The sequence below is a fragment of the Streptomyces sp. Ncost-T10-10d genome (assembly GCF_900091955.1).
In the GTDB taxonomy this organism is placed as follows: Bacteria; Actinomycetota; Actinomycetes; order Streptomycetales; family Streptomycetaceae; genus Streptomyces.
The window spans coordinates 37,629-60,709 of the sequence record NZ_FMDF01000143.1 but is presented as its reverse complement, the minus strand read 5'-3'; the positions used below and the strand labels follow the sequence as shown (position 1 = coordinate 60,709).

The following is a 23,081-nucleotide window of genomic DNA, read 5'->3' as shown; positions in this document are numbered from 1 at the left end:
GGCCGCTCTACTCAGGCTGGGGTGAGTGTGTGTGCTCATGCCCGGTGCGCCCTGCGCGGCGAGTATCGGTGCAGCGGCGCAGCCGAGAGCGCCGGTTCGATCCAGCTGAGACGATCATGGAGAACCTCTCATGCCCCGACGTATCGTTCTGTCCGTGGCCGCCGGTGTCGTCCTCCTCGGAGGTGCCGGGGCCTTCGCCCTCGCCTACGCAGGGGAGCAGCCTCCCTCTCTGACGCACAGCACTGCCCGCTACGCTGCCCCCGACGGCGACCGTGATGGCTCGTTGACCTTCACCACTGACGTCACGGCGTCCTCCGGCGTCAAGGACGTGAAGGTCCTGGCCTGGCCGGCGAACTCGTCCTTCGCCGAGCAGGGGCTGACCGCCAAGGACATGGCCGCTGTGGAGTCGGCCGTCTGCAAGCCGCTCGACGAGGACACCATGCGCTGCACCTACGCGGTCACCGTCACCCGCGCCGAAGCCAAGGCGTCCCCACGCGGCGTCTGGCACGTCGCCGTCCTGGCCGGCGCCGAAGACGGAACCACGACGCTGGACACCGAGGCGGCCGACTTCACCGTCATGTGACCCGAACGGGCATCGCACGGGTCTGCCGCTCAACCGCCTCCGTGATGGCCGGGGGGCCGGCCGACGGCCGCATGCGCTATGATTGATCTTGGAAGTTGCCGCAACTCACGGCGACTGACGCTGCGTTGGTGGTCCAAGGAAAGACGCCCCGCTTCCTGCGGGGAAATGCAGGTGCAAGGCCTGCCCAGCGCTCGCTCACGAAGCCCTTCCCCCGGCCGGGGGAAGGGCTTCGTCATGTTCCCCGCGTGCTCCGGAGAACTTCCGCGCGGCCTTCACCCAGGGTGTCGCGCGCCTCCCGGTCGCTGTTGTGGGGTCGTCGTGGCACGGCATGGGAACCAGGAGGGCGCCGTACGGGGTCAGCGCCCCTGGGTCACCCACCGGTAGTGCAGCTCCGGGCGCCCGATCTGACCGTACTGCGGGCTGCGTACCGCGCGTCCCATCGTCACCAGATGTTCCAGGTAGCGGCGCGCGGTGATCCGCGAGATGCCCAGCTCCACCCCGGTCGCGCCGGCCGTCACTCCGTCCGGGGCGGCCCGCAGGACGCGGGTGACGGCCTCCAGGGTCGGGCCGCTCAGTCCCTTCGGCAGCCGGGTCGGCTGTGGCGCGCGCAGTGCACCGAGCGCCCGGTCCACCTCGTCCTGACCGCTTGCCTCACCGGCTGCCGCGCGGAACTCGGCGTAGCGGACGAGCCGGTCGCGCAGGGTGGCGAAGGTGAACGGCTTCAGCACGTACTGGACGACACCGAGCGACACCCCTTCCCGGACCACCGTCAGATCACGCGCCGACGTCACCGCGATGACATCCGCCGAGTGCCCGGCCGCGCGCAGCGAGCGCAGCAGCTGCAGACCGTGCCCGTCGGGCAGATACAGATCCAGGAGCAGCAGATCGACCGGCGTGCGGTCCAGCGCCCGCACCGCCTCCGCACGCGAGTGCGCGACCGCGGCCACCGTGAATCCGGGGACGCGGCCCACGTACAGCTGATGGGCGTCCGCGGCGACGGGATCGTCCTCGACGACCAGCACCTGGATCATGCGATGGTCTCCTTCGTGGTGTGCGTCGTGCGGTTGCCGATGGCCAGCGGCAGCCGCACCGTGAACTCCGCACCGCCGTCCGGGCCGCGGTCCAGCGCCACCGTGCCGGCGTTGCGATGCACCGCCTGCTGTACGAGGGCCAGCCCGATACCCCGGCCCGCGCCGTGCGTCGACCAGCCCCGGTCGAACACCTCGGAGGCGTCGTCCGGATCGACCCCGGCCCCGGTGTCGGCGACCCGCAGCAGCAGCTCGCCCTCCCCGGCGAGCGCGGTCACGGTGACCCGGGCGCGAGCGGACCGGCCCGGCACCGCTTCTTGCCTGCCGGGCCCGGCCTCCGGACCGGGCGTACCGGTCACCGCCTCCGACGCCGCGTCCACCGCGTTGTCGATCAGATTGCCGAGGATCGTCACCAGGTCCCGTGGCGGCAGGGTCGCGGGCAGGGCGCCGTCATCGATCAGGCTGTCGTCCGCGAGCACCAGCTCCACCCCCCGCTCGTTCGCCTGCGCCGCCTTGCCGAGCAGCAGGGCCGCCAGCACCGGCTCGGCGACGGCGCCCACCACCCGGTCGGTGAGGGCCTGGGCCAGCTCCAGCTCGGCTGTCGCGAAACCCACCGCCTCCTCGGCCCGGCCGAGCTCGATCAGCGAGACGACCGTGTGCAGCCGGTTCGCCGCCTCGTGCGCCTGCGAACGCAACGCCTGGGTGAACCCCCGCTCCGAGTCCAACTCACCTGACAGCGCCTGGAGTTCCGTGTGGTCGCGCAGCGTCACGACCGTACCGCGCTGCTCCCCGCCGACCACCGGGCGCGTGTTGACCACGATCACCCGGTCCGCCGTCAGATGCAGCTCGTCGACCCGTTCCTCGGAGGCGAGCAGCGCCCCGGTCAGCGGCGCCGGCAGATCGAGGTCGGCGACCCTGCGCCCGACCGCACCCGGCCCCAGCCCGAGCAACTCCCGGCCCGCGTCGTTGATCAGCGCGATCCTGCGCCGCCCGTCGAGCATCAGCAGCCCCTCGCGCACCGCGTGCAGCGTGGCCTGGTGGTAGTCGTGCATCCGGCTCAGCTCGGCGGCGTTCATGCCGTGCGTGTGCCGCCGGAGCCGGGCGTTGATCACATACGTGCCGATGCCGCCGAGAGCCAGCGCCCCGCCCGCCGCCAGCCCCAGTGCCCCGAGCTGCGCCCGCACCTGCGAGGAGACCCGCTCGACCGTGATGCCCGCGCTGACCAGACCGGTGATCCTGCCGCCGTCCCGGATCGGGGTGACGACTCGGATCGAGGATCCGAGCGTGCCGGTGTACGTCTCCGCGAACGTCTCGCCGCGCAGCGCCCGCGCGGTGTGGCCGCGGAAGGGCTCCCCGATCTGGTCCGCGTCGGGGTGAGTCCAGCGGATCCGGTCCGGGCTCATGATCGTGACGAAGGCGATCCCGGTGTCCGTGCGGACCTTCTCCGCGTACGGCTGGAGCATGGCGGACGGGTCCGGGGTGCGGATCGCCTCCTGTACGGACGGCGAGTCGGCGATCGCCAGCGCCGCCGTCCTGACCTGCCGGGTCGCGGTCTCCTTCGCCTGCGCGCTGCCGGAGACGTAGGCGAAGAACGCACACCCCGCCACCACGGCCGCCACCAGCACGACCTGCATGGCGAAGAGCTGGCCGGCCAGGCTGCGAGGGCGGGGGAGACGCATGACCACAGTGTGCCTGGCCGAAAACATATGAACGAAATGTACGTAACGGTGACCACCGTCACAGGCGGGCGGGATAGTCACCAAGCCCCCCAGGGACGGGGGAGCGACCAGGACGAGCCGAGGAGAACCCCGTGGGAGTGGTAGCCGCCAAGCGGGACCGTACGCATTATCTGTATCTCGCCGTGATCGCGGCCGTGGGCCTCGGCATCCTCGTGGGCTTCGCGGCCCCGGACTTCGCCGTCGAGCTCAAGCCGATCGGTACCGGCTTCGTCAACCTCATCAAGATGATGATCTCGCCCATCATCTTCTGCACGATCGTGCTGGGCGTCGGATCGGTGCGCAAGGCCGCCAAGGTCGGCAAGGTGGGCGGTCTCGCGCTCGGCTACTTCCTGGCCATGTCGGTGGTCGCGCTGGCGATCGGCCTGATCGTCGGCAATGTGCTGCACCCCGGCGACGGCATGCACCTCTCGCAGTCGGTGAAGGATGTCGGCCACACGGCGGCGGACGGTGCCGCCGAAGGGCCGGTCGACTTCCTGCTCGGCATCATCCCGACCACCTTCGTGTCGGCCTTCACCGGTGGCTCGGTGCTCCAGACCCTGCTGGTCGCGCTGCTCACCGGCTTCGCGCTGCAGGCCATGGGCACGGCCGGTGAGCCGGTGCTGCGCGGGGTCGAGCACATCCAGAAGCTGGTCTTCCGCGTCCTGTCGATGATCATGTGGGCGGCCCCGGTGGGCGCGTTCGGCGCGATGGCCGCCGTCATCGGTGAGACCGGCGTGGACGCGCTCAAGGCGCTCGCCACGATCATGCTGGGCTTCTACATCACCTGCATCCTGTTCGTGGTTGTGGTGCTCGGCACACTGCTGCGCCTGGTGACCGGGGTGAACCTCTTCCAGCTCCTCAAGTACCTGGGCCGCGAGTTCCTGCTGATCCTCTCCACGTCCTCCTCCGAGTCGGCGCTGCCGCGCCTCATCGCGAAGATGGAACACCTGGGTGTCAGCCGCCCGGTCGTCGGCATCACCGTGCCCACCGGGTACTCGTTCAACCTCGACGGCACGATGATCTACCTGACCATGGCGTCGCTGTTCATCGCCGACTCGATGGGCCAGCCGCTGGCGCTGGGCGAGCAGATCTCGCTCCTCCTCTTCATGATGATCGCCTCCAAGGGGGCGGCCGGTGTCTCCGGTTCCGGCATCGCCGTACTGGCGAGCGGGCTCCAGTCGCACAAGCCCGCCCTGGTCGACGGCGTGGGCCTGATCATCGGCATCGACCGCTTCATGAGCGAGGCCCGCGCCCTCACCAACTTTGCGGGCAACGCCGTCGCCACGCTGCTCATCGGCACCTGGACCAAGGAGATCGACAGGGAACGGGTCGACCAGGTACTGGCCGGCGCCATCCCGTTCGACGAGAAGACGCTCACCCAGGACGCGAAGCACGGCGACGGCGCGGACAACGTTCCGGAGCCGCGGGACGGCGACCAGGAGCACGCCGTGGCCAAGGTCTAGACGCCGAACACGCAGCACACGGACAGGGCCGTCGCGGGAGCTCCCGCGACGGCCCTTCGTGCTTGCCTTGACGTCCGCGTAAAGGTCTACGGTCGAAGACATGCGAATCGGGGAGCTGGCCGAGCGGGCCGGGACGACCACGCGGACTCTGCGGTACTACGAGTCACGCGGACTGCTGCCTGCGCGGCGGGCCGCCAACGGGTACCGGGCGTACGACGAGGACGATCTGCGTCTGATCCAGCAGATCAGGACCCTCCAGGACTTCGGGTTCGAACTGGAGGAGACCCGGCCGTTCGTCGAGTGCCTGCGCGCCGGCCATCCGGCCGGTGACGCCTGCCCCGCCTCACTCGCCGTCTACCGGCGCAAGCTCGGCGAGCTCGACTCGCTCATCGAGCAGCTCCAGGCGGTCCGCGCCCAGGTGGGCGCACAGCTCGCGAAGGCCGAACTGGAGGCCGCGGCAGAGCTTCCCGGCGGTCCGGAACCACGTTGTGAACTGAGAGGATGACAGATGATTCATGTGGCAGAGGGCGTGGCCGAGGTCACCGACACCACCTTCGACGGTGAGGTGCTGGGGGCCGATCTCCCCGTCCTGGTCGAGTTCACCGCCGACTGGTGCGGCCCGTGCCGACAGCTGGCCCCGGTGCTCAGCTCGATCGCCGCCGAAGAGGCCGAACGCATCAAGATCGTCCAGCTCGACGTCGACACCAGCCCGGGGACCGCGAGCCGGTACGCGGTGCTGTCGACGCCGACCCTGATGGTGTTCCGCTCCGGCGAACCGGTGAAGTCGATGGTGGGTGCCCGGCCCAAGCGCAGGCTGCTCCAGGAACTGGAGGACGTGCTCGAGACGGTGTGAGGCGGGGCGTACGCATCTCCAGGCGGCCGTCTGAACGGTACCTGCGCAACTCGACGCGTTCAGGGGGTTCTCATCAGGTCGCGGAGGGTGCCGACCAGCGCGTGGACGTCACGTTCGACGGACGGGTCGGCGGGAACTGCCGGGGCCGTGCCCGGGGCGGGTGTGCGGCAGGGGCGGCAGAGGCCGTCGGCGAGTGCTTCGGATGGGCCGGGTGTGCCGCATTCGGTGCATTCCACCATCAGGCGGCGGCCGGGAGTGCCCGGCGCGGCCGGTGACGGGGTGGTGGGCAGGTGGGGTGGGATCTTGTCGTTGAGGCGGCGGCGTACGAAGCCGATGGGGGAGTCGACCTGGGCGGGGATACCGGAGGTAAGGGCGCGGGTGAGGTAGTCGGTGTCCACGCCCCGGGTGAACCACTGGGCGGCCAGGGGTGCCAGGACGGTGCAGTCGGCGGCGGAGAGGGCCAGGCGTGGTTCGATTCGGCCCAGTTGGGCCAGGGCGAGGTACGCGGGCGAGGGGTGCGCCGGGGCTGGTTCGGGGGTTCGCTGCTGCGGGACGACGGGCACGGGGGGTACGGGGCCGGGCGTGGTGGGCTGCGCTGCGGGCTCGGCCGGTGTCACAGGGGCCGGGGCCTGCGATTCTGCCCCGGCTCGGGGAGCGGCTGCTTCTTGGGCGGCCCGGTTGTTCTCGGCGTCCAGGAAGGCGCCCCACCATTCGTTGTCGCGAGCGGTGCGGGACCAGAAGGTGCGGGTGACCCAGCGGACCTGGCCGCGCTCCTCGACCCGGCACTGGGCGTGCCGCAGATGACCGGCCACTCACAGTGCCCTGAGGGCACTGCCGACGGCCATCTGCCCGTACAGGGGGATGCTCCTGGCCAGCGACTTGATGTCCATGGCCGCACCGTCGGGCAGGTGGTCGACGTATCCGGCGATGTGGCGCTCACGCTCGGGCAGCAGCATGAAGTCGTCGGCACGCGCCGGGCGTTGGTCCGGCGCGGACCGCTTGCCGTAGCCGCGGTTGGCCTTCGGGTACGGGTGCGACGGTGCGGGTGTGCGCGGGGCAGGGCTAAGGTTCTCGGTAGCCACGAGATCGGGTCCGTTCGATCTTGGGGTGAGACCCCGGCCCGGTGCTTGAACACCGCGTCGGGGTCGTTTTGTTGGGGGCACCGTAAGCAGCCGTGACAGCGCGCCGCAAGCCGGTCACGATTAGTCATACTTGCTGGCCGTGACGGGTCGGGGAGGGCGGAGAGGAGTTCCCAACCCCCTTATTTCACCTACCGGTTAACCAAGAGCGCTCGAATCCCGGAGCCCGGATTCCGACGCCCGGATCCCGAAGCTCAAGCGTCGGGACCGGCCCCCTCCTCGTACCCACGAAAGAGTGAATCAGCCGGTCCCGGAGCTCGAACCCCGGCCCTCGAAGCCCGGAACTCGGGTTCCGAGGGCCGAGGTGGCGCTGCTCGACCGACGAACCCGCGTGCCACCGCCGCCCGTGAATTCTCTGTTGCCGCCGAGTCCCGCTCGGCAGCAACAAAGCGCTCTGGGATCAGCCTTGGGACTCGGCTGGGGCGTTGAACGAGATCCAGGTATCAGGTGGCAAGTCCGGGCGACCAGGTACCGGCCGGCGTTCCTCGGCCCAAGCGTCTCCGGCGATCTCGGTGGCAACACGACGCCAGAATCCGACTGCGGCGACGTTGGACTCCTGGAAGGCGACTTCCCATGGTCCCGGGTGCTTCGCCACGACCTTCTGAACGGCACGCAGTCCGATCCCTGTCCCGCGTGCGCCACGGACCACGAAGAAACTGCTCAGCACGCGCGTCGGAGCAGTCAGGCTGCGGACGAAAGCGAGCCCAACAGGAGATGTGCCACTGGTCAAGAGATAGGGTGCCCGGTCGGCCTGCGTAAAGGCGGCTTGGAGCCGATCACTCCGGAAGGTCCCGTCGGGGTTGGGCAGAGCACCGCTGAACTCCGACATGTCGTGTTGGAACAGTAACCAGAGGCGCTCCAGGATCGGTTGGTCGGTGGCATCTGCGAGGCGCGCGGACACGTCGGTCATGAGTCTCCATCATGTTGAGTGATTCCGCGGCTGTTGGGCCCTCTTGGGGCGCGCGGCTGCAACGGAATTGCGGCGGGTGCCAGGTGGGTTCGGGGGCGAACCCGGACATGAAAGAAGCCTTACTGGCCGAGGCGAGGCCCGGCCGGGAAGGCTTGAGTACTGACAGGGAATCTATAGCAGGTCCGCCGAGGAGCCCCTGCCTTGGGGGGGCAATGTCGGCTGATGTCAGCGCCGTATCCGGCGCTGAAGTCTCGTTCGTGGTCCTACTTGTCGGCGGTGCTCGTGTTGAGGAGTGGTGACCGGGTCCCCGCCGATGCGACCGCCGGCTGAGGCGGGAGCAGGGGCGGGCTGCTGAGGTGGTGGAGCAGTGCACCGACCGACAGAACCCCTCGGCAAAGTTCATCGTCCCAGGCCAGGAAGGCACATTCGCGTTTTCGCCGCACCGTCCGCCGCACCCGAGTGAACCGGCGAGGCTAGGACATGACGTCGAGCGGTCGCAGGAAGCGGCGCTCGTACCGCTTGATGCAGCGGGTGGTGCGAGCCAGCTCGAAGGCACCCTGGCACTCCGGGTCGGACATGCTGTCCGTGCGGTACTGCTCGTACGCGGCGAGACTGGGAAAGGAGAAGAGGGCGTACGCGATGTCGCTGTCGCCCTCGCTCGGCAGGAAGTAGCCGTGGTGCGTCCCGCCGAAACGGTTGACGAGCCCGACCCAGCGGCGGCCGTACTCCTCGAAGTCCTCAAGCTTGTCGGCGTCGATCTCGTATTTCAGATGAATGGTGATCACGCCCACATAATGCTGCATGCCGGTTCGGGTGTGAGGGCGGCCCATGTGCCCCGGGTCGCGAGTTCCGAGCCTCGGTCGGCCTGGCCTGGATGCTTTCCTTTTGGTGGGTATCTGAGAAATAAGTGGGTTCTTGGCGGGTGCATCCGCCGCGATGACCATGGTGCGCATGACCACGCATACGAACGGCTCGTCCGCACCTGTCACCGTCACCGTCACTGTCATCGGCCTCGGCGCCATGGGCCAGGCACTCGCAGGCGCCCTCCTGGACGCCGGCCATCGCACCACCGTCTGGAACCGTTCCCCGCGCAAGGGGGAGGAGCTCGTCGCCCGGGGAGCAGTCCGGGCCGGATCGGCCGAAGAGGCCGTACGCGCAAGTGAGTTGGTGGTCGTCTGCGTTGTGGACCACGAGGCCTCGCAGCAGATCCTGGCTCCGCTGACGGACGCGCTCGCCGGACGCGTCCTCGTCGACCTCACCTCGGACACCCCGGACCGCGCCCGTACCTCCGCGGCCTGGGCGGACGCCCATGCGCTCGACTACCTGGCAGGCGCGATCATGGTGCCGGTCGAGGTGATCGGCGGGCCGGAGGCACTGATCTTCTACGCCGGGTCGCAGTCCGCGTACGACAGGTACGAGGCCGTGCTCAAGGCGCTCGGCGCGGGCGCCCCGTTCCTGGGGCCGGATCACGCCCTCGCGGCCGCGTACGACATGGCGATGCTGGACTTCTTCTACGGCAGCATGGCGGGGCTGGTCCACGCCTTCGCCCTGGCCCGGGCGGAGAACATCCCCGCCGCCGCCATCGCCCCGTATCTGCGGACCATCGTGAACATCCTGCCGCCCATCGTGGGCGGGACGGCGGCCGACATCGACGCGAAGGCGTACAACGGCGTGGGTGCCAACCTCGCCATGATGACCGCCGGTGTCGACCACGTGCTGCACGCGTCCCGCAGCAGGGGGCTGGACACATCCCAGCTGGAGGCGATCAAGGCCGTCTCCGACCGTGCGATCGCCGAGGGGCACGGCGCCGATTCATGGGCGAGCACGGTCGAGGCGCTCGGCGGCTGAGCGGGCCCGGTGCGGGGCCCGCAGCCCGTAGCCGGCCCCGAGCCCCGCGGGTGGACTCAGACCGGCTTCAGCCAGACCGTCGCCAGCGGCGGCAGCGTCAGCAGGATGCTGCCGGGCCGGCCGTGCGCGGCCACCGAATCGGGCTTCAGCGGCCCGGGATGGTGTACGTCGCTGCCGCCGTACCGAGCGGCGTCCGTGTTGAGGACCTCCGCCCACGCGACCTGATCACCGAGGACGTCCGGGACGCCGATGCGGTAGTCGTGCCGCACCACCGGGGAGAAATTGCTGACGGCGAGAAGCGGCGAGCCGTGCGCGTCGTAGCGCAGGAAGGCGAAGGCGTTGTCCTCGGCCGCACCGCCGTCCACCCAGTCGAAGCCTTCCGGAACGGTGTCGCGCTGCCAGAGCGCGGGGGTGGCTCGGTACACGGCGTTCAGGTCGCCGACGAGGGTGCGTACGCCCCGGTGGTCGCTCTCCGCCTCGTACGAGGGGTCGAGCAGCCACCAGTCCGGACCGTGCCCCTCCGACCACTCCGCGCCCTGGGCGAACTCCTGCCCCATGAAGAGGAGTTGCTTGCCCGGATGGGCCCACATGAAGCCGAGGTACGCCCGGTGGTTGGCGCGCCGCTGCCACCAGTCGCCGGGCATCTTGCTGACCAGCGCCTGCTTTCCGTGCACCACCTCGTCGTGCGAGATCGGCAGGACGTAGTTCTCGCTGTACGCGTACACCATCGAGAAGGTCATCTCGTCGTGGTGGTACTTGCGGTGCACCGGCTCCTTCGACACGTACTGCAAGGAGTCGTGCATCCAGCCCATGTTCCACTTCAGCCCGAAGCCGAGCCCGCCGAAGCCGTCGGGGCCGACATGGTGGGTGGCGCGGGTGACGCCGTTCCAGGCGGTGGACTCCTCGGCGATGGTGACGACGCCCGGATTGCGCCGGTAGACGGTTGCGTTCATCTCCTGGAGGAAGGCGACGGCATCCAGGTTCTCCCGGCCGCCGCGCTCGTTCGGGGACCATTCCCCGTCCTCGCGCGAGTAGTCGAGATAGAGCATCGAGGCGACGGCATCGACCCGAAGCCCATCGATGTGGAACTCCTCGCACCAGTAAGTGGCGTTGGCAATCAGGAAGTTGCGCACCTCCTTCCGCCCGTAGTCGAACTCCAGCGTGCCCCAGTCCGGATGCGCCGCCCGTGACGGGTCCGAGTGCTCGTACAGCGGGCGGCCGTCGAACTCCGCGAGCGCCCAGTCGTCGCGCGGGAAGTGCGCGGGCACCCAGTCGACGATGACGCCGATACCGGCCCGGTGCAGCGCGTCGACGAGGAAACGGAAGTCGTCCGGTGTGCCCATGCGTGACGTCGGGGCGTAGAAACCGGTGACCTGATAGCCCCAGGAACCGCCGAAGGGATGCTCGGAGACCGGCATCATCTCCACATGTGTGAACCCCAGATCCCTTACATACGCGGGGAGTTGAGAGGCCAGCTGGCGGTACGTGAGTCCCGGCCGCCAGGACGGAAGATGCACCTCGTACACGGAGAACGGCGCCTCGTGCACCGGTAGGTCCCCGCGGCGCGCCATCCACTCCTGGTCCTGCCACTCATGGTGCGATGCCGTCACGATCGACGCAGTGGAGGGCGGTACTTCGGTACGGCGGGCCATCGGGTCGGCGCGTGTGGTGTGCGAACCGTCCGGGCGGCAGATGTCGAACTTGTAGAGCGCGCCCTCCCCGATCGCGGGAAGGAACAGCTCCCACACCCCGCTGGAGCCGAGCGAACGCATCGGGAAGCCGGTGCCGTCCCAGTAGTTGAAGTCCCCGACGACCCGCACACCGCGGGCGTCGGGGGCCCAGACGGTGAACCGGGTCCCCGCGACCCCCTGGTGTTCCATGGGCCGAGCGCCGAGGGCGGTCCACAGCTCCTCGTGGCGTCCCTCGCCGATCAGATGCAGATCGAGATCGCCGAGCGCGGGCAGGAAACGGTACGGATCCTGCACCTCGATCTCGTTGTCCTCGTAGGCGACCAGGAGCTGGTACTCGGGGAGTGCGGGCATCGGCAGCAGCCCGGAGAAGAGGCCGTCGCCGTCGTCGTGCAGTTGCGCCCGCAGTCCCTTGGCGAGCACGGTCACGGACCGCGCGTACGGGCGCAGCACCCGGAAGGTCACACCGCCGCGGACCATATGGGCGCCGAGCAGATCGTGCGGGGCATGGTGCTCACCGGCGAGCAGCCGGCCCCGGTCGCCGTCGTCGAGGGGGCGCGCCTGCCGCACTCCCTGGCTGCCGGTGCCCCCGCGGGGACGTGGTGGTGCGGCACCGTCACCGGTTCCGGCGGCTCCCTTGCCCGCCGGCTTCTTCCGCCTGGCCGGGGCGGCCGGCTCCGAGGAGGGTGGGGTGGCCGCCTCCGCCGGGGCCGCGGGGGGTGCCGTCTCGGCCGTTGTGAGCAGAGGGACTTGCGGGACCTCGGTGGCGGTGGGCGTTGTGCGGGACGGCTTGCGGGCGGTCACAGGGACAGCCTCCTCGGAGGGTGTTGTCGGGGCGGAACTGCGGGGCGGGACGAGGCGGGACGGGCGGTGGTGCGGGTGCGGCGACGGCGGGTCCGCCGACGGGCGACGGTGCCCGGCCGTCAGCCGGCGACGGTGGCCAGCCGCTGGATCGCCGCCATCGGAACCGGAAGCCAGTCGGGCCGGTGCCGTGCCTCGTACAGCACCTCGTACACCGCCTTGTCGGTCTCGTGGGCGCGCAAGAGCTCCGGTTCGCTGCGCGGGTCGATGCCCGAGGCCTTGGCGTACCCCTCGCAGTAGGCGGTCCGGCAGTGTGCCGCCCACTCGGCGTTCCACGGGCGGTGCGAGCGGGCCGCGTAGTCGAAGGAACGGAGCATGCCGGCGATGTCGCGTACCGGTGGCTGCGGACGTCGGCGCTCGGGCAGTGGTCTGGCCGGTTCGCCCTCGAAGTCGATCAGCGACCAGAAACCGTCGGCCGCGCGCAGCGTCTGGCCGAGATGGAGATCGCCGTGGACCCGCTGGGCCGCCCAGTTGTGGCCCCGGTGACCCAGTGCGGCCACCGCGTCGAAGGCGGTACGCAGCCCGGGGACGTACGGGATGAGCGCCGGTACCGCCTGCGCGGCGGCTTCCAGCCGCCGCACCATCGCGGCGGCGAGATGCTCGGTCTGGGAGGCGCGCAGGGCGGGCGTCGGCAGGGCAGTGGCGAGCGCGGTGTGCACCTCGGCGGTGGCCCGGCCGAGCGCGTGGGCCTCGACGGTGAAGTCGTGGTCCGAGGCGAGGGCCCGCAGGGCGAGCTGCCAGCCGTCCTGTGCGCCGCGCAGGAACGGCTGCAGGACGCCGAGGGTGAGCGGCCCCGGGGCGGTCGCTTCGAACCAGGCGACGGGGGCGGGCACCCGTCCGCAGCCCTCGCGCGCGAGGGCGAGCGGCAGCTCCAGATCGGGGTTGGTGCCCGGGAAGATCCGGCGGAAGATCTTGAGGATGTAGGCGTTGCCGTAGACGAGCGAGGTGTTGGACTGCTCGGTGTCGAGCACGCGCGGGGCCAGCCCCGCGGCGATGGGGGTGCCGCCCCGGTCGAAGCGCAGGGCGCCGAGGGTGCCGGGGGTACGGAACCGTTCCAGCAGGAGTTCGGCCAGGCGCGGGTCGTGCAGCCCCTCGTAGACGGTGCGGCCGGCGAGCGGTCCTTTGGCCACATGACCGATGAGTGCGGAAGCCAGCCGTGGCGGCAGTGCGGACCTTACGCCGAGCAGCAGTTGGTAGCAGTCGTCCGGCGACTGCGCAGGCATGGAGGGCTGGTGGACCCGGACCAGCAGATGGAGCAGTCCGATCCCGGAGCGGGCGCCGACGGGACCGGTGCGCACCGGCAGTATCTCGGTCGCCGACACCAGCGAGAACGCGGTGATCGGCCGGCCCTTGCCCGCGAACCACCGCTGCCGGGGCAGCCATTCGTGCAGCAGGGGGGCGAGAGACGGGAGCAGGGCTGTGCTGTCAGCCAGGGCGACCCGAGTGGATGCAGCCTCCGACATGGCATCGCGTCCTTTCCCCGGGCACACCACAGGATGCGAAGAGTGTCCCGGATTGCGGCAATAGCTGTCCGGCTGTGCGGGACGTGTCGGGTCAGGATGGTCCGTACGGACTCGACTCGAAGGGATCGAAACGCCAGAGGGGGCCCGGAAGGGACCGGAAGTGTTCGATGTGGGTGAGGGTGCCCCGTGCGGGGCGGCGGAAACCGCCCCGCGGTCGGTGGTGCGAGGTGACGTCCGGTCAGCTCGGCGGGACGTCCTTTCGCAGTCGGAACCAGTAGAACCCGTGCCCCGCGAGAGTCAGCAGGTAGGGCCACTGACCGATGGCGGGGAAGCGCACCCCACCGATCAGCTCCACCGGATGACGCCCGTCGAACGGCCGCAGATCCAGCTCCGTCGGCTGCGCGAACCGCGAGAAGTTGTGTACGCACAGCACGAGATCGTCCCCGTGCTCCCGGGTGAAGGCGAGCACGGCGGGGTTCGACGACGGCAGTTCGCTGAACGAGCCGAGACCGAAGGCGTGGTTCTGCTTACGGATCTCGATCATCCGCCGCGTCCAGTGCAGCAGCGACGACGGGGAGGCCATCGCCGCCTCGACATTGGTGACTTGGTAGCCGTAGACCGGATCCATGATCGTGGGGAGGTAGAGCCGCCCGGGATCACTGGAGGAGAACCCGGCGTTCCGGTCGGGAGTCCACTGCATCGGAGTACGTACGGCATCCCGGTCGCCCAGCCAGATGTTGTCGCCCATCCCGATCTCGTCCCCGTAGTAGAGGATCGGGGAGCCGGGCAGGGACAGCAGTAGCGCCGTGAACAGCTCGATCTGGTTGCGGTCGTTGTCCAGCAGGGGTGCCAGCCGCCGCCGGATACCGATGTTGGCCCGCATCCGTGGATCCTTGGCGTACTCCGCGTACATGTAGTCGCGTTCTTCGTCCGTGACCATTTCGAGGGTGAGCTCGTCGTGGTTGCGCAGGAAGATTCCCCACTGGCAGTTCTTCGGGATCGCCGGGGTCTTCGCCAGGATTTCGGAGACCGGGTAGCGGCTCTCGCGCCGGACGGCCATGAAGATCCGAGGCATCACAGGGAAGTGGAACGCCATGTGGCACTCGTCGCCGCCGGCCTGGAACTCGCCGAAGTAGTCGACGACGTCCTCCGGCCACTGATTGGCCTCGGCGAGCAGGACGGTGTCCGGGTAGTTCGCGTCGATCTCCTTGCGCACCCGCTTGAGGAAGTCGTGCGTCTCCGGGAGGTTCTCGCAGTTGGTGCCCTCCCGCTGGTAGAGATACGGCACGGCGTCCACACGGAATCCGTCGATGCCGAGGTCCAGCCAGAATCGCAGCGCGGAGATGATCTCCTCCTGCACCGCCGGGTTCTCGTAGTTGAGATCGGGCTGGTGGGAGAAGAACCGGTGCCAGTAGTACTGCTTGCGCACCGGGTCGAAGGTCCAGTTGGACGTCTCCGTGTCGACGAAGATGATCCGGGCGTCCGGGAACTGCTTGTCGTCGTCGGCCCAGACGTAGTAGTCGCCGTACGGCCCGTCCGGGTCGGTGCGGGACTGCTGGAACCAGTCGTGCTGATCGCTCGTGTGGTTCATGACGAAGTCGATGATCACGCGCATCCCGCGCTGGTGCGCGGCGTCGACGAACTCCACGAAGTCGGCCAGATCGCCGAACTCCGGCAGCACGGCGGTGTAGTCGGACACGTCGTATCCGCCGTCGCGCAGCGGCGACTTGAAGAACGGCGGCAGCCAGAGGCAGTCGACGCCCAGCCACTGCAGATAGTCCAGCTTGGCGGTGATGCCCTTGAGGTCGCCGATGCCGTCGCCGTTGGAGTCCTGGAAGGACCGGACGAGGACCTCGTAGAAAACAGCACGCTTGAACCAGTCGGGATCGCGGTCCTTGGCCGGGGTGTCCTCGAACAGGTCGTGGACGGGCTCATTGACGATCATGATGTGGGTGACCCTCCGGTCGGCGGGGACGGTCGCAGGACGACGATGTGCGCGGGCGTGACGCCCGGCTCCAGACGCACATAGAAGGTCCTGCCCCAGTGATAGGTGTCGCCGGTGAGCTCGTCGCGCACCGGCACGCTCTCGTGCCAGTCGAGGCCGAGTTGCGGCATGTCCAACGAAACCGTGGCCTCCTGGGTGTGGTGCGGGTCGAGGTTGACGACCACCAGAACAGTGTTCGAACCCGAACGTTTGCTGTACGCGATCAACGCGTCGTTGTTCACGGAGTGGAAGTGCACGTCGCGCAGCTGCTGCAATGCCGGGTGGCGGCGCCTGATGCGGTTGAGCGAAGTGATGAGCGGAGCCAGCGAACGGCCCTCGCGCTCGGCCGACTCCCAGTCCCTGGGCCGGATTTCGTACTTCTCCGAGTCGATGTACTCCTCGCTGCCGGGCCGGACCGGGGTGTTCTCGCACAGCTCGTACCCCGCGTACACGCCCCAGGTCGGGGAGAGCGTCGCGGCGAGAACGGCCCGCGCCTCGAAGGCCGGACGGCCCCCGTCCTGGAGGTAACCCGGCAGGATGTCCGGGGTGTTCACGAAGAAGTTGGGCCGCATGCAGGAGGCGGATTCGCCCGACAGCTCCGTGACGTAATCGGTGATCTCCTGCCGGGTGTTGCGCCAGGTGAAATACGTGTACGACTGCTGGAAGCCGATGGCGGCGAGCGTCTTCATCATTGCGGGCCGGGTGAATGCCTCGGCCAGGAAGATCACATCCGGGTCGGTCCGGTTGATATCGGCGATCACTTTCTCCCAGAAGATCACCGGCTTGGTGTGCGGATTGTCGACGCGGAAGATCCGTACCCCGTGATCCATCCAGAAGCGCAGAATGCGCAACGTCTCCCTGACCAGGCCGCGCAGATCCTGGTCGAAGGCGATCGGGTAGATGTCCTGGTATTTCTTCGGTGGATTCTCGGCGTAGGCGATGGTGCCGTCGGCGCGATGGTGGAACCACTCGGGGTGTTTCTCGACCCAGGGATGGTCGGGAGAACACTGGAGTGCGAAATCCAGCGCGATCTCCATGCGCAGGGTGCGGGCGGTTTCGACGAAGTGATCGAAGTCGTCGAGGGTGCCCAGCTCGGGATGGACCGCGTCGTGACCGCCCTCGGCCGAGCCGATCGCCCAGGGCACGCCCACGTCGTGCGGAGCGGGGGACAGCGAGTTGTTGGGGCCCTTGCGGTGGGTGGTTCCGATGGGGTGGACGGGCGGGAGGTAGACGACGTCGAAACCCATGGCGGCGACCGCGGGAAGCCGCTCGGCAGCCGTACGGAAGGTGCCGCTGATGATCCTCGCCGGCTGTTCCGCAGCCTTTCCCGGCTTCCCCGCCCTGCCCTTCTTCTTTGCCCCGGCCGGTTGGGCCGGTTCGATCCTGGCGCCCTCCGAGCGGGGGAACAGCTCGTACCAGGAGCCGAACAGGGCCCGCCGGCGCTCGACCAGCAGAGGAAGCGGGCGGGACGCGGTGACCAGTTCGCGCAGCGGGTGACGGGCGAGCGCGGCCTGCGCCTCGGGGAGCAGCGCCGCGGCGAGCCGGGCAGTGGCCGGGCAGGACCCGTCGCGCAGTGCGTCGGCCGCGTCCAGCACCGCCTCGCGCCCGTCCCGTTTGGGTACGCCCGCGGCGGCCCGCTCGTACAGCTCGGCGCCCTCCGCCAGGACGAGCGCGGTGTCGATCCCCGCCGGGATCTTGATCAGGGCGTGCTGTCGCCAGGTGGTGACCGGGTCGCTCCAGGCCTCGACCGTATACGTCCAGCGGCCCTCGGAGACCGGGGTGACATCGGCGCCCCAGCGGTCGGTGCCGGGGGCGAGCTCGCGCATCGGCGTCCAGGGACCGGGGCGCCCGCTCGGATCCAGCAGGACCACATTGGCGGCGACGGCGGCATGGCCCTCGCGGAAGACGGTCGCGGTGACCTGGAAGGTCTCTCCGGCAACGGCCTTGGCGGGCCTTCTGCCGCAGTCGACGAGGGGACGGACGTCGAGGACGGGAATGCGACCGATCATGGAATCACCTGGGGACTGGAGCTCGGGCTGAACGGGGCGCGACGGGGCAGCGGAGGGCGAAATACGCGCACCGCGACCGATGGGGTCCGTCCTTTCTAGCTGCTCCGTTGACGGCTGACGGGGTGTGGGCATGGCCGCTCCTGTCCGCATTCACTCGAATGGCACTCGAACTGCTGGAGCGCGGATGTGTTGCGCGGATGTAAACCGGATGAAAACCGGTCCCGCAGGTGCCTCGCATTCGTGCTGCATTCGTGCTGCATTCGCGTGGTCCCGGGATGGACTCGGGCTGTTTACCGGAGAAGCCTTCCCATGTTTCTCGGGGGGCCAATCCGGTGGTGTGTCAACTACTCGGGCATATCTGTGACGACCTGAATGCGCCGAGCGCCGCCCCGCGGGCTCGGGGCTCGCCGGCGCCCCTTCGGACGCCACTGGGCAGCTTTCTCCTCGGTGCGAAGTGCCACAAGACCGAACGAGGGGATGGAATCGGCCATTACCCATGTGGCGGATGCGCCTGGACCGGCCGTTCGGGGCCCCGGATGCGGATGAGGTGGGGGGTGGGCGGGGCGGAGATCGCCACGGGGTGGAAACGGGGCGGACGACCCGGTCGGCGGCATGCGCTGTGAGCCGGTCGCGCGCCGTGGCTGTGGTGCACGGCCCACCGTTGACGTCGAGGGTGACGAAGAGGCGCACACCGTGGTGCGTCCCCTCGGATTCGCACGTCCCCTGTAAAGGTGGAATACGTGAAGGCCATTCGTCGATTCACCGTGCGTCCCGTCCTCCCCGACCCCCTTCAACCACTCAGTGACCTCGCCCGCAATCTGCGCTGGTCCTGGCACACCGAGACCCGTGAGCTCTTCCAGGCCGTCGACCCGGAGATCCGGCGGACGGCGGAATGCGACCCCGTGCGGCTGCTCGGTGCCGTGTCCGCCGGGCGACTCGCCGAGCTGGCACTGGACCAGCGGTTCCTGCACCGGCTGGCCGAGGTGTCCGCAGACCTCCGGGACTACCTGGACGGTCCCAGGTGGTACCAGGCGCAGCTGGCCCAGGGAGCAGAGCTGCCGGCCGCCGTTGCCTACTTCTCACCCGAGTTCGGTGTGACCGCCGCACTGCCCCAGTACTCCGGCGGGCTCGGCATCCTCGCCGGCGACCATCTCAAGGCCTCCAGCGATCTGGGCGTCCCGCTCATCGCGGTCGGCCTGCTCTACCGGCACGGCTACTTCCGCCAGAGCCTGTCCCGCGACGGCTGGCAGCAGGAGCACTATCCCGTACTCGATCCGAACGAGCTGCCGCTCACCCTGATCCGCGAAGCCGACGGAACCCCGAGCCGGGTGGTCCTCGCCCTTCCCGGTGGCCGTTCGCTGCACGCCCACATCTGGCAGGCCCAGGTGGGACGCGTACCACTGCTGATGCTCGACTCCGACGTGGAGGAGAACGCGCCGGGCGAACGCGAGGTGACCGACCGGCTGTACGGCGGCGGCAGCGACCACCGGCTGCTGCAGGAGATGCTCCTCGGCATCGGCGGCGTACGGGCCGTGCGGACGTACTGCCGCCTCACGGGGCATCCGGCGCCCGAGGTGTTCCACACCAACGAGGGGCACGCCGGCTTCCTCGGACTCGAACGCATCCGTGAACTCTCCGGCACCGGACTGGACTTCGACTCCGCGGTGGAGTCCGTGCGGGCCGGCACGGTCTTCACCACCCACACGCCCGTGCCCGCCGGGATCGACCGGTTCGACCGCGAACTCGTCGCCCGGCACTTCGGGGACGACGGCGAACTCCCGGGAGTGGGCGTCGAACGCATCCTGCAACTGGGCATGGAGACCCACCCCGACGGTGAGCCCGAGCTCTTCAACATGGCGGTGATGGGGCTGCGGCTCGCCCAGCGGGCCAACGGGGTCTCCACCCTCCACGGGTCGGTCAGCCGCGAGATGTTCGCCGGTCTGTGGCCGGGCTTCGACGCCGCGGAGGTGCCGATCACCTCGGTGACCAACGGGGTCCACGCACCCACCTGGGTCGCGCCCGAGATCCTCCGGCTGCGCAAGGGATACGGCGGCACTCCCGGACGCTGGGACTCCGCCGCCGACGTCCCGGACCGGGAACTCTGGGACCTGCGGCGGGCCCTGCGCGGACAGCTGGTCACCGAGGTGCGCGAGCGGCTCTACGCCTCATGGCGCACCCGGGGCGCGGAAGCGGCCGAACTCGGGTGGATCGACAGCGTGCTGGACCCGGACGTGCTGACGATCGGCTTCGCCCGGCGAGTGCCCTCGTACAAGCGGCTGACGCTGATGCTGCGCGACCGCGACCGGCTGAGAGAACTGCTGCTCCACCCGACCCGCCCGATCCAGATCGTCGTCGCCGGCAAGGCCCACCCCGCCGACGACAGCGGAAAACGGCTGGTGCGGGAGCTGGTGCGGTTCTCCGACGATCCCCGGGTGCGCCATCGCATCGTGTTCCTGCCGGACTACGGGATGGCCATGGCGCAGAAGCTCTACCCGGGCTGCGACGTCTGGCTCAACAACCCGCTGCGCCCGCTGGAGGCCTGTGGTACGAGCGGCATGAAGGCCGCGCTCAACGGCTGCCTCAATCTCTCGGTCCTCGACGGCTGGTGGGACGAGTGGTTCGAGCCGGACTTCGGCTGGGCGATCCCGACGGCCGACGGTCTGGCCCTGGACGAGGACCGCCGTGACGATCTGGAGGCGGGCGCCCTCTACGAGCTGATCGAGGACCGGGTCGCGCCGCGCTTCTACGACCGGGGCGGCGAAGGGCTCCCCGAGCGCTGGATCGAGATGGTCCGCCGCACGCTGGGCACCCTCGGGCCCAAGGTTCTGGCAGATCGCATGGTGTCCGAGTATGTGGAGCGGCTGTACGCGCCCGCCACGATCGCCCAGCGTGCGCTGGACCCCGGCACGGCCCGGCAGCTCGCCGACTGGAAGGCCAGGGTCCGCGCCGCCTGGCCGCGCGTCGCCGTCGACCATGTGGAGGCCGTGGCGCCCGATACGGCGGGCGGCTCGGCCGAGCTGGGGTCGACGCTGGTGCTGCGGGTCCGGATCGCCCTCGGGGTCCTGGAGCCGGCCGATGTGGAGGTGCAGGCGGTGGCCGGCCGGGTGGACGCCGCCGACGGGATCTCGGACGCCCAGGTCTTCCCGCTGAAGCCCGCCGGGGGCCAGGACCTGGAGGGCCGCTGGCTGTACGACGGCCCGCTGGCTCTCGATCGCACCGGGCCGTACGGCTACACGGTGCGGGTGCTTCCCGCCCATCCGCTGCTGGCGACCAGCGCGGAACTCGGCCTGGTGGCACTGCCCACGGAGTCGATGGGTGACGGAGCGGGTCTGCTGATGCGCTGACGTACCGTCCGCCCGGCCCCGGCAGCCGCCGCGGACGTGAAACCGCCCGGGAGGAAGCGAGAGCTCCTCCCGGGCGGTTCGTTCAGGAGCCGGACCTGGCTCCGGGTTCAGCAGGCCGACGGGTTCAGAAGGTCAGCTTGAAGCTGTTGATCTTGCCGGAGTCGCCCGAGTAGACGTCCTGGACCTTCAGCTTCCAGGTGCCGTTGGCCGCCGCGGACGAAGCATCGACCGTGTAGGTCGTCTGGACGTTGTCCGCCGAGTCGGAGAGCGAGGAGTTCTTCAGCCGGTAGGTCGTACCGTTCGGGGCGACGAGATCGATGACCAGGTCACCGCGCCAGGTGTGGGTGATGTCCACGCCGACCTTGAGGGTGCTGGGCGCGTTGCCCGTGACACCGGTGACGTTGACCGAGCTGGTGACGGCCGCGCCGCCGTCCGGGATGGCGACGGGGGTGGTGTTCTCGAAGACCGTGCCGCCGGGGTCGGTGCCGCCACCGGGGCGCGGGCCGACGTTGATGCCGGCCCAGGCGTCGGCGACGGACTTGTACTCGGCGCTGGTCGTGCCGTACAGCTCACCGGCCACGGCGAGGGTACCGGTGCGGGCCGCCGCGTAGTTGGTGGTGGAGGTGAACTTGGTGGCGAGCGCCTTGAACCAGATCTGCTCGGCCTTGGCGCGGCCGATGCCGGTCACCGGCAGGCCGTCGGAGGTCGGCGAGTCGTAGGAGACGCCGTTGATGACCTTGGCGCCGCTGCCCTCGGAGAGCAGGTAGAAGAAGTGGTTCGCCGGGCCCGAGGAGTAGTGGACGTCGACGTTGCCGATGCCCGAGTACCACGCGTCCTTGGACGCGCCGTCCTTGCTCGGCTTGTCCATGTAGCGCAGCGGGGTGCCGTCGCCGTTGATGTCGATCTTCTCGCCGATGAGGTAGTCGCCCTTGTCGGTGGCGTTGTTGGCGTAGAACTCGACCGCGGTGGCCATGATGTCGCTGGTCGCCTCGTTGAGGCCACCGGACTCGCCGCTGTAGACCAGCTTGGCGGTGGCGGCGGTGACACCGTGCGACATCTCGTGCGCGGCCACGTCGAGCGAGGTCAGCGGGGCGGCGTTGCCCGAGCCGTCGCCGTACGTCATGCAGAAGCAGCTGTCCTGCCAGAAGGCGTTGACGTAGTTGTTGCCGTAGTGGACGCGGGAGTACGCGCCGACACCGTCACCCCGGATACCGGTGCGGCCGTGCACGTTCTTGTAGTAGTCCCAGGTCTCGGCCGCGCCGTAGTGGGCGTCCGCGGCGGCCGTCTCGGCGTTCGACGGGTTGCCGTTGCCCCACACGTCCGTGGAGTTGGTGAACAGCGTCCCGGTGCCGGAGGTGCCGTGGTTCAGGTTGTACGTCTTGTGATTGCCGCGGCCCGTGTCGGTCAGTGTGTACGACGGTGCGGTGCCGAGGGTGACCTGGCCGCTGTACTCGGTGTTCCCGGTGCCCTTCTCGATGCCCTGCCACTCGTACAGCTTCGCGCCGGTGGCCGCGTCCGTGATGACGTGCAGCTCGTTCGGGGTGCCGTCCTCCTGGAGCCCGCCGACGACGGTCTCGTAGGCGAGCTGCGGCTTGCCCTGCGCCATCCAGACCACCTTGCGGGGTGCCCGGTCGGCTTCGGTCTTCTTGGAGCCGTCGGCCTTGGCGAGCCCGAGCGCCTGCTTCTCGGCGACGGCGGGCGCGACATCGGCCGTCATGTCCACGGCCTTCAGCTGACCGCTGCTGACCTTGGACGCCTTGGTGACGCTCTCGGTCGCCCCGGCCTTGGTCTCCTGGACGACCAGGTCGCCGCCGAGCACCGGAAGCCCGGCGAAGGTGCGCTCGTAACGGGTGTGCGTGGTGCCGTCGTTGTCCTGGATGACATCCCGGACGACGAGCTTCTCCTGAGAGTCGAGACCGAGCTCCTTGGCCGTGGCTGCCTTGCTCGCGTCGGCCTCGCGGATGAGCTCGGCGCGCTGGGACGGGGTGAGCTGCTTGGCCAGTGCGCCGCGGTTGGCGCCGGCGGTCGCCGCCGCCGCTGTGGCGCTGCCGGGAGTGGCAGTGGCCGTACCGGTCTGGACTCCGACGGCGAGGAGGGCTGCTGCGGCTATCAGAGCGCCGGTCGCGGTGGCACGACGGCTGGGCGTGGATCTCACGCGGACTCCTTCTGCGAGGGGGGTACCGGCGGCAG

15 protein-coding genes and 1 pseudogene are annotated in these 23,081 nt (G+C 69.5%); 6 read left to right on the top strand and 10 right to left on the bottom strand.

Features of this window, described 5'->3' with window-relative positions; translation table 11 throughout:
- Window positions 1-130: 130 nt before the first annotated feature.
- A complete protein-coding gene (locus GA0115254_RS24505) occupies window positions 131-583 on the top strand; it encodes a DUF5707 domain-containing protein (protein WP_093897436.1) in 453 nt (150 codons plus the stop codon).
- A 356-nt stretch (window positions 584-939) separates the two neighbouring features.
- Here GA0115254_RS24505 and GA0115254_RS24500 read toward each other — a convergent pair whose 3' ends face one another.
- On the bottom strand, window positions 940-1,614 hold the full coding sequence (locus GA0115254_RS24500) for a response regulator (RefSeq protein WP_093897435.1): 675 nt from the start codon (window positions 1,612-1,614) through the stop codon (window positions 940-942).
- A complete protein-coding gene (locus tag GA0115254_RS24495) occupies window positions 1,611-3,290 on the bottom strand; it encodes a sensor histidine kinase (protein ID WP_093897434.1) in 1,680 nt (559 codons plus the stop codon). Before GA0115254_RS24495 ends, GA0115254_RS24500 begins: the two co-directional genes overlap by 4 nt.
- A 131-nt stretch (window positions 3,291-3,421) precedes the next feature.
- On the opposite strand from GA0115254_RS24495, the gene GA0115254_RS24490 reads away from it, so the two are divergent.
- From GA0115254_RS24490 to trxA, 3 genes are all read left to right on the top strand, one after another.
- The gene (locus GA0115254_RS24490; RefSeq protein WP_093897433.1) at window positions 3,422-4,792 is read left to right on the top strand and encodes a cation:dicarboxylate symporter family transporter; all 1,371 of its coding nucleotides are present in this window, start codon (window positions 3,422-3,424) and stop codon (window positions 4,790-4,792) included.
- Window positions 4,793-4,892: 100 nt separating this feature from the next.
- On the top strand, window positions 4,893-5,297 hold the full coding sequence (locus tag GA0115254_RS24485; protein WP_093897432.1) for a MerR family transcriptional regulator: 405 nt from the start codon (window positions 4,893-4,895) through the stop codon (window positions 5,295-5,297).
- A gap of 3 nt (window positions 5,298-5,300) precedes the next feature.
- Complete coding sequence (gene trxA / locus GA0115254_RS24480; RefSeq protein ID WP_093897431.1) at window positions 5,301-5,645, top strand: thioredoxin; 345 nt, start codon at window positions 5,301-5,303, stop codon at window positions 5,643-5,645.
- A 59-nt stretch (window positions 5,646-5,704) separates the two neighbouring features.
- Here trxA and GA0115254_RS24475 read toward each other — a convergent pair.
- From GA0115254_RS24475 to GA0115254_RS24465, 3 genes and pseudogenes are all read right to left on the bottom strand, one after another.
- A pseudogene (locus tag GA0115254_RS24475) lies at window positions 5,705-6,727 on the bottom strand (MarR family transcriptional regulator).
- 457 nt (window positions 6,728-7,184) lie between these two features.
- Complete coding sequence (locus GA0115254_RS24470) at window positions 7,185-7,694, bottom strand: GNAT family N-acetyltransferase (RefSeq protein ID WP_093897430.1); 510 nt, start codon at window positions 7,692-7,694, stop codon at window positions 7,185-7,187.
- Between the two features lie 473 nt (window positions 7,695-8,167).
- Window positions 8,168-8,479, bottom strand: a complete 312-nt coding sequence (locus GA0115254_RS24465; RefSeq protein WP_093897457.1) for an NIPSNAP family protein — start codon at window positions 8,477-8,479, stop codon at window positions 8,168-8,170.
- A gap of 166 nt (window positions 8,480-8,645) precedes the next feature.
- Here GA0115254_RS24465 and GA0115254_RS24460 point away from each other — a divergent pair, with 166 nt between their 5' ends.
- Window positions 8,646-9,542, top strand: a complete 897-nt coding sequence (locus GA0115254_RS24460) for an NAD(P)-dependent oxidoreductase (RefSeq protein WP_256102753.1) — start codon at window positions 8,646-8,648, stop codon at window positions 9,540-9,542.
- 56 nt (window positions 9,543-9,598) lie between these two features.
- Here the strand turns inward: GA0115254_RS24460 and glgB are convergent, their stop codons facing one another.
- The 4 genes from glgB to GA0115254_RS24440 all read right to left on the bottom strand — a co-directional run bounded on the left by glgB (window position 9,599) and on the right by GA0115254_RS24440 (window position 17,547).
- The gene (gene glgB, locus GA0115254_RS24455; protein ID WP_093897429.1) at window positions 9,599-12,034 is read right to left on the bottom strand and encodes a 1,4-alpha-glucan branching enzyme; all 2,436 of its coding nucleotides are present in this window, start codon (window positions 12,032-12,034) and stop codon (window positions 9,599-9,601) included.
- Window positions 12,035-12,153: 119 nt separating this feature from the next.
- The gene (locus GA0115254_RS24450) at window positions 12,154-13,554 is read right to left on the bottom strand and encodes a maltokinase N-terminal cap-like domain-containing protein (protein WP_093897428.1); all 1,401 of its coding nucleotides are present in this window, start codon (window positions 13,552-13,554) and stop codon (window positions 12,154-12,156) included.
- Window positions 13,555-13,792: 238 nt separating this feature from the next.
- Complete coding sequence (gene treS / locus GA0115254_RS24445; RefSeq protein ID WP_093897427.1) at window positions 13,793-15,499, bottom strand: maltose alpha-D-glucosyltransferase; 1,707 nt, start codon at window positions 15,497-15,499, stop codon at window positions 13,793-13,795.
- Window positions 15,496-17,547, bottom strand: a complete 2,052-nt coding sequence (locus tag GA0115254_RS24440; RefSeq protein ID WP_093897426.1) for an alpha-1,4-glucan--maltose-1-phosphate maltosyltransferase — start codon at window positions 17,545-17,547, stop codon at window positions 15,496-15,498. Before GA0115254_RS24440 ends, treS begins: the two co-directional genes overlap by 4 nt.
- A gap of 740 nt (window positions 17,548-18,287) precedes the next feature.
- On the opposite strand from GA0115254_RS24440, the gene glgP reads away from it, so the two are divergent.
- Entirely contained in the window at window positions 18,288-20,891 is a 2,604-nt protein-coding gene (glgP, locus tag GA0115254_RS24435) for an alpha-glucan family phosphorylase (protein ID WP_176740267.1), read from the top strand.
- Between the two features lie 124 nt (window positions 20,892-21,015).
- On the opposite strand, the gene GA0115254_RS24430 is transcribed toward glgP, so the two are convergent.
- The gene (locus tag GA0115254_RS24430) at window positions 21,016-23,046 is read right to left on the bottom strand and encodes a M4 family metallopeptidase (protein WP_093897425.1); all 2,031 of its coding nucleotides are present in this window, start codon (window positions 23,044-23,046) and stop codon (window positions 21,016-21,018) included.
- Between the last annotated feature and the right edge of the window lie 35 nt (window positions 23,047-23,081).